11 protein-coding genes are annotated in these 12,157 nt (G+C 41.0%); 5 read left to right on the forward strand and 6 right to left on the reverse strand.

Annotated features, from left to right (window positions below; all coding sequences use genetic code 11):
• Positions 1-18 precede the first annotated feature (18 nt).
• On the forward strand, positions 19-1,560 hold the full coding sequence (locus RMZ41_RS00355) for an NAD(P)/FAD-dependent oxidoreductase (protein WP_322643475.1): 1,542 nt from the start codon (positions 19-21) through the stop codon (positions 1,558-1,560).
• Here RMZ41_RS00355 and RMZ41_RS00360 read toward each other — a convergent pair.
• The 5 genes from RMZ41_RS00360 to RMZ41_RS00380 form a co-directional block, all read right to left on the reverse strand.
• Positions 1,547-2,230, reverse strand: coding sequence for a hypothetical protein (locus tag RMZ41_RS00360; protein ID WP_322643476.1), 684 nt, complete (start codon positions 2,228-2,230; stop codon positions 1,547-1,549). The genes RMZ41_RS00355 and RMZ41_RS00360 overlap by 14 nt on opposite strands.
• Before the next feature lie 753 nt (positions 2,231-2,983).
• On the reverse strand, positions 2,984-3,445 hold the full coding sequence (locus tag RMZ41_RS00365; protein WP_322643477.1) for a hypothetical protein: 462 nt from the start codon (positions 3,443-3,445) through the stop codon (positions 2,984-2,986).
• Between the two features lie 27 nt (positions 3,446-3,472).
• Entirely contained in the window at positions 3,473-5,311 is a 1,839-nt protein-coding gene (locus RMZ41_RS00370) for a bifunctional serine/threonine-protein kinase/formylglycine-generating enzyme family protein (protein WP_322643478.1), read from the reverse strand.
• Between the two features lie 318 nt (positions 5,312-5,629).
• The gene (locus RMZ41_RS00375; RefSeq protein ID WP_409874686.1) at positions 5,630-6,433 is read right to left on the reverse strand and encodes an ABC transporter permease; all 804 of its coding nucleotides are present in this window, start codon (positions 6,431-6,433) and stop codon (positions 5,630-5,632) included.
• 973 nt (positions 6,434-7,406) lie between these two features.
• A complete protein-coding gene (locus RMZ41_RS00380; protein ID WP_322643480.1) occupies positions 7,407-9,038 on the reverse strand; it encodes a DUF655 domain-containing protein in 1,632 nt (543 codons plus the stop codon).
• A 217-nt stretch (positions 9,039-9,255) separates the two neighbouring features.
• Between RMZ41_RS00380 and RMZ41_RS00385 the strand changes: the two genes are divergently transcribed.
• The 4 genes from RMZ41_RS00385 (at position 9,256) to RMZ41_RS00400 (ending at position 11,614) form a co-directional block, all read left to right on the forward strand.
• Entirely contained in the window at positions 9,256-10,425 is a 1,170-nt protein-coding gene (locus RMZ41_RS00385; RefSeq protein WP_322643481.1) for a cysteine desulfurase family protein, read from the forward strand.
• Between the two features lie 42 nt (positions 10,426-10,467).
• Complete coding sequence (locus tag RMZ41_RS00390; protein WP_322643482.1) at positions 10,468-10,815, forward strand: hypothetical protein; 348 nt, start codon at positions 10,468-10,470, stop codon at positions 10,813-10,815.
• A gap of 169 nt (positions 10,816-10,984) precedes the next feature.
• Positions 10,985-11,212, forward strand: a complete 228-nt coding sequence (locus tag RMZ41_RS00395) for a type II toxin-antitoxin system VapB family antitoxin (protein ID WP_322643483.1) — start codon at positions 10,985-10,987, stop codon at positions 11,210-11,212.
• On the forward strand, positions 11,213-11,614 hold the full coding sequence (locus tag RMZ41_RS00400) for a type II toxin-antitoxin system tRNA(fMet)-specific endonuclease VapC (RefSeq protein ID WP_322643484.1): 402 nt from the start codon (positions 11,213-11,215) through the stop codon (positions 11,612-11,614).
• 159 nt (positions 11,615-11,773) lie between these two features.
• Here the strand turns inward: RMZ41_RS00400 and RMZ41_RS00405 are convergent, their stop codons facing one another.
• A complete protein-coding gene (locus tag RMZ41_RS00405; protein WP_322643485.1) occupies positions 11,774-12,070 on the reverse strand; it encodes a hypothetical protein in 297 nt (98 codons plus the stop codon).
• Between the last annotated feature and the right edge of the window lie 87 nt (positions 12,071-12,157).

A 12,157-nucleotide genomic window follows, 5' to 3' on the forward strand; every position in this document is an offset into this window, starting at 1 on the left:
GTTGCAAACATCAAGGATATGCAAAACACAGATATAGTTGTTATTGGTAGCGGTATTGGCGGTTTGAGTTGTGCTGCTGTTTTAGCACGGTATGGCTTTGATGTGATAGTCTGCGAAAGCCACTCTATTGCCGGAGGCGCGGCTCATGGTTTTGAGCGCAATGGTTTCAAGTTCGACTCGGGCCCGTCTCTCTACTCTGGACTATCTTACAGCCCCTCTGCTAACCCTTTGCGACAAGTGTTAGATGCAATTGGTTCGGAATTACCATGCGTCACTTACGATACTTGGGGTTGCTGTCTGCCAGAAGGTGATTTTGACACGGCGGTTGGTGCGGAGCAATTTTGTGAAGTGCTGATGAAATTCTGTGGTGATGCTGCTGTAGCCGAATGGCAAGAACTCCAGCGCGTTATGGAACCATTCGCTAATGCAGCAACTTCCATACCACCAGCCGCATTACGCTTTGATTTTGGTGCAGCTAGAACTGTGGGCCCGTTTCTCCCATCTATGACAAAGAATGTAGCGAATATAATCAAGCTGACGGGCCCCTTCAGCCGAATTATGGATGGTGTTGTTAAAGAGTCCTTTACCCGAAACTGGCTGAATTTGCTTTGTTTTCTCCTTTCTGGATTGCCCGCAGATGGCACTAGTGCCGCAGAGGTAGCATTTATGTTTGCGGACTGGTATCGCCCAAATGCAATCCTTGAATATCCCATTGGTGGGAGTAGTGCTTTAGTTGACAGCCTTGTACAAGGATTGGAGCGTCACGGCGGGAAGCTGAGACTAGGCGCTCATGTCGAAGAAGTGCTTGTAGAAGGTAATCGTGCGGTGGGTGTGCGTCTTGGCGATCGCTCCGAAATTCGGGCAAAACGAGCAGTAATTTCTAATGCCTCGGTTTGGGACACACTGAAGTTATTACCAGAAAAGGCAATCCCTAAACAGTACCGCATCAAACGCCAAGCAACACCAGAATGTGATAGCTTTATGCATCTCCATCTCGGCATTGATGCTCAAGGATTGCAGTCAAATTTGCGGTGTCATTATATTGTGGTTAATAGCTGGGAATTGGGTGTAACAGCACCTCAAAATATGGTGGTGATTTCCATCCCTTCAGTTCTCGATCCATCTTTAGCACCAGCAGGTAAGCACGTGATTCATGTGTATACACCTGGTAATGAGCCATACTCTATCTGGCAGGGAATGGATAGAAGGAGCCAAGAATATGCCGAACAAAAGCGATCGCGTGCAGAAATAATGTGGCAAGCGCTACAACGGGTAATTCCAGATATTCGCTCTCGTTGCGAAGTCACACTTGTAGGTACACCCTTAACTCACGAACGTTATCTCCGCCGTCATCAAGGTTCCTACGGGCCAGCAATTCAGGCTGGAAATGGTATGTTTCCTGGCCCCAGCACACCCTTACCAGGATTGATGTGCTGTGGCGACTCAACATTTCCCGGTATTGGTTTACCAGCAGTCGCCGCCAGTGGGCTGATTGCCGCCAATACCCTTGCACCAGTTAATAAGCATTTAAAAATGCTTCAAGATATCAAGTGTATTTAATTTTTTGATTATAAAATCTAGTTGCCAAAAGAGCCGCACCCACTGCCAAAACTGCTAGTACACTATCAGGTTCGGGTACGGCAGCAACTTGAGCATCAATTCGTGCGGTTCCAGCAAACAAACCTGTCAAGTCCGGGTTTCCTAGTATTTTGGCAAACTCTGGAGAAACCAGCAATTTAACATCAGGGATAGTTAAATTTTTGCCATCAAATGCCACAGGTTCTGGAAGACTCAAATCAAACAAAATTGTATCTAAAGAAAATGTATCTCTTAAAACAAATCCGCTAGCATCTTTGGTAGTACGTCCTGGAGCAAAACCAACTGAAAACTCACCAACAGTTATCAGATTACCGAGATTATCGAAGGTAACAGTACCAGTATGCTCGATTGTCCCTGAGAGCGGAGTAAAACCACCCTCGTCGCTAAATGTAAAGTTAGTAGCTGAGTCGATGTTGAAGCCAACTAAGTAACTGCTGGGAATTGGTGCAACTGTATTATTAGTACCTGTCAAGGTTAGCCCGATACTTTGAAGAATATCTTCGTGATCGCGATCGATACTAGTAACTCCTGATATTACTTTAAAAGTTGCAGCTTCCACCTGCATGGGTGCAATTGAGATAAAAGCTGCGGTAGTGCAACCAACAATCCCTACAAACTGAGAAAAATGCATATATATCCTTGATGATCTTTCGTATTTATTTTATCTAATAAAATCTTCTCGATTCATCTATAAATTTATGCATTACCGCTAAATATTTACCCTCAAAAGAGAAAAAAACGCTTTTTTAAAATTTATATGAAGAAAGGGTCAAGTTAATACCAAACTTTAAGTCATACAGTTATGAATACAAAGTAAACTAGGTGGGCAAAAATAAATTTAACTCTCCATGATGACGCATAGAATATAAGGAATAAGGCATTAAAGATAAAAAATTATAAAAATATAGTTACGTTTAATCATGCCTAATACTAATTATTTAGCCTTAAATCTAGCAACGGTGATGTGGTCAAAGATAAGTTTTTCCTGAGATTCTTGATAAGATTTGGTTAAGAGGCAAAGTACCGTCTTAAAGCAATACTACTCGGGTTTAGGATTTTGAACTCAAAATTGGGTTTGGGGAAAAGGTTAAAGGTTTTTTCTTTCCCTTTTCCCCTTCCCCTTTTGCCCAAAACTCGACAAGTATTGCATCTTAAGGACTATTTATAAAGTAATAGTAAAAGGCTGGTAAGTAGGTAGGCGTATATAAGATCAAACCTCACCCTCAATCACTCTCCAAAGTATCGGAGAGGTAAGCTGGAGGCAGGGTGAGGTTTTATATTTAATTTGACCCACTTACTTAATACGAATTTCGCGCTGAAAAACCATAAATCTAATGCACAAATGATTCTTATATATCACCAGATTCGAAAACACTATATTTTTTCACAAAGTTGTTCTAATCCACCAGCTTATTTTTTCTAAATTAGAATCTATTTGCTGCCAAAAGCTTGCTGATGAGTCTGCTTCTCTTGCTGCCGAAAATATCTTATCTATACTGTCAAAGTTTTTTTGAATCAACTGCTTATCTAATTTAGGAATATCTAATTTAAGATATTTCAGACGGTTGGGTAACTCTACTTGCTCTTTTGTTGGCAAATTAGTAATCTGGTCAACTTGTTCTAAAATTTTATCTATTGATGCAACGACTTCTTCAATACTCGGTTTTTTAATTTGTAATTGTAAATCTTTCTCTTCAAAGGCTTCTTCTTGATTACCTAACTTCACTATCACTATTTTGACGAAGAAAATATTGTAATCAACGGCACTAACTTCACCCACTTGATTATGATATTTTCCAATTTTATTAACAAGTACTATGTCACCTTTATCAATCTTCTCTTTCATAATTTATACAGTCTCTCAATTAAATTGTTAAATAATCTCCTCTACAGAAAATACCACTCTAAAGCCACAAACTCTTAGTCCACCGTCTGATTCATTCCAGCTACGGCTAGCGCTGCGACACAGTTCGGCATTGAAACTCCAAGAACCACCACGTAGCACTCGGCGATTAATATCACCGCCAACTTCCCAGGCTGTTCCATCTGAGGGCGCATCGCTATAATTGTTGTGCCACGAATCAGCGCACCATTCCCAAACTAGCCCGTGCATATCGTACAATCCAAAGGCGTTGGCGACTTCAAAACTACCGACGTTTGTTGTTTCTTTACGGAATTTGTTTTTTGGTTCGATAGTGCAACTGACTAACTCAGAGGTAATGGTTTCACCAAAGTGGAAAGATGTTGTAGTTCCAGCCCGACAAGCGTATTCCCATTCCGCCTCACTCGGTAAACGATAGTCGCGTCCAGTTTTTTCTGATAGTCTGAGACAAAATTCTACAGCCTCATACCAAGATACATTTTCTACTGGTCTATCTAAACCTTTAAATTTCGACGGATTGGGATTTAAAGCTTGTTTGACTTTGGGTAAAGCTGCTACTACTCTCCACTGTGCTTGAGTTACCGGAAATTTCCCCATAAAAAATGGTTCGACGGTAACTTGATGTCGAGGACGTTCGTCAGCATCTCCTTCAAACTCTGGTGAACCCATCATGTAAGTACCACCAGGAATCGATACCATTTCTAAGGTGACAGATTTACCTAATTCTTCGGCAAAGAAGTTTGCACTCCCACTCATGCGGTTTACTTCTCTTCCACCCGTGTCTACTGTCACTACGTCAAATTCAAAGGTTTCTAACGGGGGTAATGGTACTATTACCTTTTGTGGTAGCGGCGGTAATATGGGTTGAGACATCGAAACGATTTTAAGGGCAACAGGTTCAATATTTGATGTTGTAAACTTCAAATCGTTGATAACTTCTACTGCTGTTTGATATCTTTCACTGGGTAGATGTTTTAGTAATTTATCTAAAATTCTTCCTAAGTCGTCGCTGATAGTAATACTTTTTTCTTCTAACCGTTCGCGCCACATCCATTTAGCATTCATGGCATCATAAATAGGGTCATTAACTTGTCCAGAAGCATCCTGCAAAGGCAAACATCGAGTTAGAAGACGCACGCAAGTTACGCCCAAAGCATACAAATCGCTGCTGTGACAAGCAAATCCAGCCATTTGTTCAGTCGGGGCATAACCAAGGGTATAAATTACTGTAGCTTGTCTTCCTAAACTGGTTTGTGTTACCTGTTTAGCACCGCCAAAGTCAATTAATACGGGTTTTTCATCGCTTGCACGGCGGATAATATTCTCTGGTTTGATATCCCGATGAATGACGTTATGGGCATGAATGAATTCTAGAACTGGCAATAAGTCTGCTAAAAGTTCCCAAATCTGTTTTTCACCATAAATTTTTTGCTGAACTTCTTGTAAGAGAGTTTTTCCTTGAATAAATTCTTGTACAAGATACAAACTAGTACCTTGTTCAAAATAAGCTAGTAATCTGGGAATTTGAGTATGATTCTCTCCCAGTTCATATAACCGAAAAGCCTCTTCTTTAAAAAATTCTGCGGCTTTGGTGCGTTGTCCGGTTCCCTGAAATTGCGGGAAAAATTGTTTGATAACGCAAGGCGCGTTTAGTCTGTCTACATCTTCTGTAGCATAGGTTCTACTAAATCCACCTTCACCTAAAAGTCTTAATACACGGTAACGGTTTCTTAGAAGTTTGCCAAAGTTGCTTTGTCCGCAACTCACGCAAAATCTATTGCTATCAGAGTTGAATGGATTTGAGCAATTGGGATTTTGGCAGATTTGCATAATGAGGGGGAAATAGCATCTTCTCCAAAGTTAGCCCCAATATTATCTAATTGAAAACAGTTATGTACAGAAGCGAACACTGAAGTTTATTCATGTGCTAAAACTTCTTTTAACATGAGAACAAGAAGATGAATAAATTTTATATATTTATCTATATTGGGACGTTTTTAAATATTGGTAAATATGAATACATGAATCTAACTAATGTGGAGATGTTACATTGCAACGTCTCTTTTAATATAGCTTTTTTTACTATTATAAAAAGTTCATGGAGAACCAAGTTATCCATAATCTTGATATCAATTACAAGTCTTTTTTTCAGTTTTTATTCTCTCCAGAAGCGCGAATTAATTCAGCTATCAGAGCAACGATCGCAGATACTGAAATTAACATCACACTCAAAGCGTTAATATCAGGCTTGACTCCTGTTCTAATCCGGCTAAAAATCTCCATTGGTAGGGTGTTAGAACCGCTACCAGCAGTAAAGCTGGAAATGAGAAAGTCGTCTAAGCTAAGGACAAATGCTAAAAGACAACCAGCTAAAATACCAGGCATCAATTGAGGTAGCAATACTTGGATGAAAGCTTGGGTTGGTGTAGCGCCTAAATCTAATGCTGCTTCTTCTAAGTGAGGGTCTAAATTGGTAAGTCGGGAACTAACTACAAGTCCGACGTAAGCCAGACAAAACACGATATGGGCTGCAACTATTGTCCACAAACTCAGGGGTATGGCAAAGGCGGCTAGACAAACTAAGGTAGCGACTGCGATCGCAATATCAGGAATAATCAATGGTAGGTAAGCAACACCCTGATACAATTTCTTACCAGGAAATTGGTAACGCGCCAACCCAACCGCCATCAGGGTTCCCAGCACGGCTGAAACCCCAACTGCACAACCAGCAACTATCATACTGTTTTGCAAGGCTGATAAAATGCGATCGTCGCTGAACAACTTGCGATACCAATCGAGAGTGAATCCTTGCCAAGTTGCGCTGTAGGGCGACTGATTGAAGCTATAAAAGCTGAGTACCAGTATGGGCAGGTACATGAATACAAATATCAGTAGTGAGAAAACCGCCTGCCATGAGACACGCGGTTTTTTGAAAGATGGAGAGATATTCACGTTTATATTTATATATATAATTTTTATTGATAGCAATCCAAAATATCATACTTTATGTAATAAGTCAATTATTTAATGTTTTTTCCCTCTAGCATACTAGAGAATCCAACTCATAAAGGTAGAATTTAGGAGTGGGTAATTTACCGAGGGAAGACGGGTTTCCTCTGCAATAATATTCAATTCAAGAGTTCTCGTTTACGTGAGGTACACCCGTAGGGGCACGGCACTGCCCATAGGTGTCAACTTAACGTGAAACTCTTGTCAAGACGTAATATTGAGTTCACTCACCACTGATTACGATCCGCCTTACCCCACCCTAACCCTCCCCGATATATTGGCTACGGTGTACACACAAGTCTGATAACCTAGCCCCACAACGTTTTGATCCCCCCTAACCCACGCCAGTCGCTCCACTTGGGGAGACCCCAAGACCGCGCTGGCTCCCCTTAAAAAAGGGGGGAAAACTTCTTAAAGTCCCCCTTTTTAAGGGGGATTTAGGGGGATCAAACCACATTTTGCACCTAGCACAGAGATGTGTGTACACCGTAGCCGATATATTGGGGAGCCACTGCGTTGGGCGGGCAATGCCCGACTTGAAGCATGTGGCGTGAGGGAACTAGATTTTCTTGTTTCCCCCAATATATCGGGGGGATTAAGGGGGGTAAAACGCCTGTGCAATAAGCGTTTGAACTTAAGTTGACACTAATGGGCAAAGACAAGCCCCTACACCTGGCGATATAATGTTGTACCGCATGTGAGTGGGAACCGCTATGATAGCAGAACGATTTTCTCGGAATGGGCATTTACGCAGTTTGGTTGGTTTAAGTAGCGATCGCATTTAAATAAGTCGTCGGACACAGTTAAACTCATTGGTGGAGATAGGGAACAGGTTACAGATTACAGGAAAAAACTTGTGTAATTAATTCTGTCTGATTACTTATCGCATTGGTGTAGCACAACTATACTACCTTACTTACCAAATCACGCGATCGCGCCATTTTTCCAAAGTCTTTGCCTTAACTCCTGGAACTCTTTCTAAGTCTTGTAAAGATGTGAATTTTTGCTGTTGACGGCTAAGAATTATCCTTTGTGCTAACTTCTTACCCACGCCGGGAAGAGTTTCTAAATCTTCCAAACTTGCAGTGTTAATATTTATTTGTTGAATTGCTTGTAGTTCACTTGATGAAGAACTTTTTATCTGGTTACACTGTGTTTTTTCTAATTTAACTTTTTCTTGAATCGCTGGTGGTAAGCCGGGTTTAACTTTGCCATAAAGACGAGCAAATTCTCGCACATAATGAGCCGCAACTATGGGACTTTCAATTACTAGAAGTGTTTCATCATTACCATTATTCGCAGCATCTGACCAATTATGAGAACCTGTAATTACTGTTTGGCTATCAATCACACCAAATTTGTGATGCAATAAATCGCCTTTGGGTAACATAGGTACACCTACGGTGGTAATTGGATTTTGCCAAGGATGGTTATCAATTTCATATTTACATTTATTACTGAGAGCAACGCCCATCATATCTAAGGCTTCACTGTAAGGTCGATAAGCAAATTGTGGTTCAATTAAAGCGCGAATTTGCACGCTTTGTTGATGGCGTTTTTCTAAAATATCGGCAAGACGCTGATCGGAAAAGACAAATAATGCCATGTCAACAGATTTAGTTGCTGAATCTAAAGTTTTACCAATTAAACCATTACTACTGTTACTCCAAGGTTGAGTTGGAGAATTCGGCGAAAATTGCACAGTAATTGTGGTTTGATTTAATGTAATTTGTTTAGGCGATCGCATCGGTTTTTGTAAACCAAATTGACTATCTGCTTTACCTCCCGGGCCATCTCCCCACATAATGTTAAACTCTTCTGTAAATAAAGATGCTAATTCTGGGCTGTCAATCTGCAACAAGTTATTAGCATTGCCTAAACTGCTAAAATTTGTCAAATCACCAGAAGTATCACTTAAAGTAAAATTGGCTGAGGTGATAATTACAATGCGATTATCCACAATCACAAATTTGTGATGCATCAAGCTGCTACCGACTGATCCATCTGCTCGATCGTCTATCCAGGGAATTTTGGCATTTTGCACAATTATCAAAGCATCTCTTTGATTTGTTTCTACTGGAGTGAGTTGATTATCTTGATTAATATCGATAAATTTGCGAAATTCGTTATAGCGTTCCTGCTCCCTTTTATCTAACTTACCTATTTCAGCAGATGTTAAGCTACTCCAAGGTCGGCTATAGGTATTTTCTAAAATTATCCTGACTTTTACCCCAGCTTTTTGTCTATCAACCAGTGCTTGAGCAACTTTGGGTAAACGTAACTCTTGCACCGCCACATCTACTGTAGATTTAGCTCCAGTAATAGTATCAACAATCTGTTTTTCTAAATCATCCCCAAGGCGAGTTTGCTGACGATAAGTTTCTTTGTATTCTGAAGACTCAGAATGGTTAAAGTAAACTTGAACTAACGGATCTTGTGGTAGAGGTGCTAAATGCTGGTTGAAAGACTGGACTCGTTGACAAGCAGCAAGGGTAAATGTAAGTAAAAAGATATATAAAAAATATCTTTGTCTAGAGATAAGTTGCACTGTAATCTGTTAAAAGTGGATTGGGAGTGGATAGATTTATCATTCCCAAAATTTTGTCTTCTGAATTAAGTAGAAAAATAACTTTCCAACTAAAGGGAAAAATCCACTGCTAGAGGCAGAATTACAGAGATTTTTTCAGGATTTGTCCACTCAAACTGTATATGCTGACAAGCTCGGCAGGCTACTGCCAACGTGTGTTCTCATCATTATTGGTTATATGCAAATTTATCTAGATTACAGCGCCACTACTCCGACTCGAAAAGAAGCGATCGCAGTGATGCAAACAGTCCTCACTCAACAGTGGGGCAATCCTTCCAGCTTACATGAGTGGGGACAACGGGCGGCAACGGTTGTAGAAGAAGCCAGAGTCCAAGTAGCTGGTTTAATTAACGCCGCCAGTCCTGAATCGATCGTTTTTACCTCTGGTGGCACTGAGGCAGATAATTTGGCGATAATGGGCGTGGCTCGATTGTATGCTGTTCCTCAACATCTAATTATTTCCAGCGTCGAGCATTCCGCAATTTCTGAAACAGCAAGGTTGCTAGAAATGTGGGGTTGGGAGGTTACACGCTTGTCTGTAGATATTAAAGGTAGAGTCAATCCCCTAGATTTAAAGGCGGCGTTGCGACATAACACAGTTTTGGTTTCGATAATTTACGGACAAAGTGAAGTTGGAACTGTGCAACCGATCGCAGAACTGGGTAAAATTGTGCGATCGCATGGCACTTTGTTCCATACAGATGCAGTACAAGCTGTGGGACGTTTACCCATAGATGTGCAACAACTCCCCGTAGACTTACTTAGCCTTTCCAGTCATAAAATATATGGCCCCCAAGGTGCGGGTGCGTTGTATGTGCGTCCTGGTGTGGATTTGATGTCGTTACTAAGTGGTGGTGGACAAGAAATAGGGCTGCGTTCTGGTACGCAAGCAGTACCGATAATTGCTGGATTTGGTGTAGCAGCAGAGTTAGCAGCGCAAGAACTGGCTACAGAAACACCACGATTGATTGAATTACGCGATCGCGCCTTTGCCCAATTAGCTGAAATTCCTGGTTTAATTCCTACAGGGCATCCGTATCACCGCTTACCTCACCATGTGAGTATGTGTTTAGAAAACGCCGATGGGAAAAAATTGAGCGGTAAAACCTTGGTACGACAGCTAAACCTTGCAGGTATCGGCATCAGTGCTGGTGCTGCCTGTCACAGTGGTAAACTTAGCCCCAGCCCGATATTGTTAGCAATGGGTTATTCTGAAAAAGCTGCTTTGGGCGGAATTCGCATTACATTGGGACATGATACGACGCAAGCGGATGTAGATTGGACGGTGATGGTGTTGAAGCAAGTTTTGCAAAGGCTAACACCGGATTTATCTTTAGTTAAGCGTTAAATTATTGGCAACGCTACTAGGATTTAAACCGTGTAAAGTTATATGTCAAAAATTAACCAGATCCAAAATGAACTACGGCAACAAAGCGGTGAAAAGTTCCAAAAGCTTGCCGATGCTTACCTTCACAAGAAAGGATATGAGCAGATTAATCCCCTTGGCTCTGTAATTGGCGCTGACAAAGTGAGGACAGGAACTCCTGATACATTAGTAGTGCTACCTAATGGAAAGTATGTCTTTGCAGAATACACAACAGAAAAAAAAGGGGTTGCTCAGAAATTTAAGAAAGACCTCGACAAGTGCTTTGATGAAGCAAAAACTGGAATATCTGTTGAAAAAATCCAAGAGATAGTTTTATGTCACACATCGATGCTTTCCTCAGAATCGCGTTGAGTATTTAGAGTCACTGCTTTCACTTTTCAATAGTGTAGCTTTTCTGCAACATAAGCAATACGTAGAGCAACTTATTCAGGGATTACGGGAAGAAATTGAAAGAGAAAAGAAGCGGGACTTCATGCACGACTAGGTTATGAAATACTAGCTAATTTAGGACAAAAACACCATGAACACTGCAAAAATTACTAATGATGGCACTCACCAAATGGTCATTTTGCCCGAAGATTTCCAACTCACTGGCACTGAAGTTTATATCAAAAAAATTGGTAACGCCATTGTCCTGATTGCCAAAGACAACCCTTGGGAATCCCTCATTGATAGTCTAGACAATTTTTCTGATGACTTTATGACTACCAGAGATCAGCCACTCCTCGACACCAGAGAGAGCTTTTAAATGCTATACCTGCTTGATACGAACATCTGCATTTACCTGATAAAGCAAAAACCCCAAAAAGTACTGGATAAATTTCAAACCCTTAGCATTTCTGATGTTGGTATCTCCTCTATCACCATTGCCGAACTAGAATATGGAGTTGCTAAAAGCCAACAGCAAGAGAAAAACCGCATCGCCCTAATGCAATTTCTGCTACCTCTAGAAATTGTCGAATTCAATCAAGCATCTGCAACGATTTACGGCAGCATCAGAAGTGATCTCGAAAGTAGAGGACTTATTATTGGTGCAATGGATATGCTCATTGCTTCTCATGCGCTGAGTTTAGGAGTTACCCTAGTCACCAATAACGTGCGAGAGTTTTCTCGTATTCCTACGCTCCTATTAGAAAACTGGGTTGAGTAGCTTGTGAATGAGTGAGGTCTGATGACATTGGGTTGCGAAGGTTTTCCTGCTCGTAATCATTTTGGGGCGTGATACGACGGAAGCTGATATAAATTGGACAGCAATCGTGCTGAAGCAAGTTTTGGATAGGCTGACACCGGATTTGTCTTTAGTTAAACGTTAAAGACTGTACATTAAGTCAGCAAAACCATAGAGGCTGATGATGAGCAATAGTGATGCTGTTAGTTGAGTGATTCGCGTCTGATGTGAAGGCGCGATCGCTTCCCGCACTAAGATAGAAATAGATGCTCCAACTACTAGGCTCAAGCCTAAGATTAAATAAGGTCTATCTGGTAAAATACTGGCGATCGCCAGCATAGCGATCGCTAATAAGAGCATCAATAATTCTACAAACCTGGGCGGGTTGTATTGACTAGATAAGATAAAGCTGTTGAACCAAAAAGACCAAAATCTCATATTTCAGTGCTGAGTGCTGAGTTATTAGTGCTGAGTTATGAGTGAGAAATTGAAGTTGTGAGTTAGGAAGCCGCCTTTGATTCAAAA

The organism is Nostoc sp. DedVER02 (genome assembly GCF_034530675.2).
GTDB lineage: Bacteria > Cyanobacteriota > Cyanobacteriia > Cyanobacteriales > Nostocaceae > Nostoc.